The 527-nt window shown below is 61.1% G+C and carries 1 protein-coding gene; it reads left to right on the plus strand.

The window, feature by feature from the left end; all coding sequences use genetic code 11:
- A partial coding sequence (locus tag J5M56_RS24230) for a DMT family transporter (protein ID WP_207937973.1) occupies window positions 1–527 on the plus strand: 527 nt, incomplete at both ends.

Raw genomic sequence — 527 nt, forward strand, 5'->3', positions numbered from 1 at the left:
TTCCTGTTTTCCAGCCACGACGCGTTGTCGAAATACCTCTCCGGTTTTTATCCGATCGTGATGGTGGTGTGGGCGCGCTATGTGGTGCACACCTTGTTGATGGCGGGGATTTTCCTGCCGCAGTCCGGCTTGCGTGTGCTGCGCACCAAGAAACCGTTATGGCAGCTCGCCCGTGCCCTGTGCCTGCTCGGCACCAGCCTGTTTTTCACCACGGCGCTGCTGTACATCCCGCTGGCGGAAGCCACGGCGGTCAACTTTCTCGCGCCGGTATTGGTGACGGCGTTATCGGTGCCGTTGCTCAAGGAACGCGTGACGCGCGGGCAGTGGATCGCGGTGATCTGCGGCTTCATCGGCGTGCTGATCATCGTCCACCCGGGCGGCGAACTGTTTACCCCGGCGATCCTGCTGCCGTTCTGTTCGGCGCTGTTCTTCTGCTTCTACCAACTGCTGACGCGCAAGCTCGCCGAAGTGGACAGCCCGACCACCAGCAACTTCTTTGCCGGGCTGTGCAATACGCTGGTGATGAG

The organism is Pseudomonas sp. 51_B (genome assembly GCF_017491595.1).
Taxonomy (GTDB): domain Bacteria; phylum Pseudomonadota; class Gammaproteobacteria; order Pseudomonadales; family Pseudomonadaceae; genus Aquipseudomonas; species Aquipseudomonas promysalinigenes.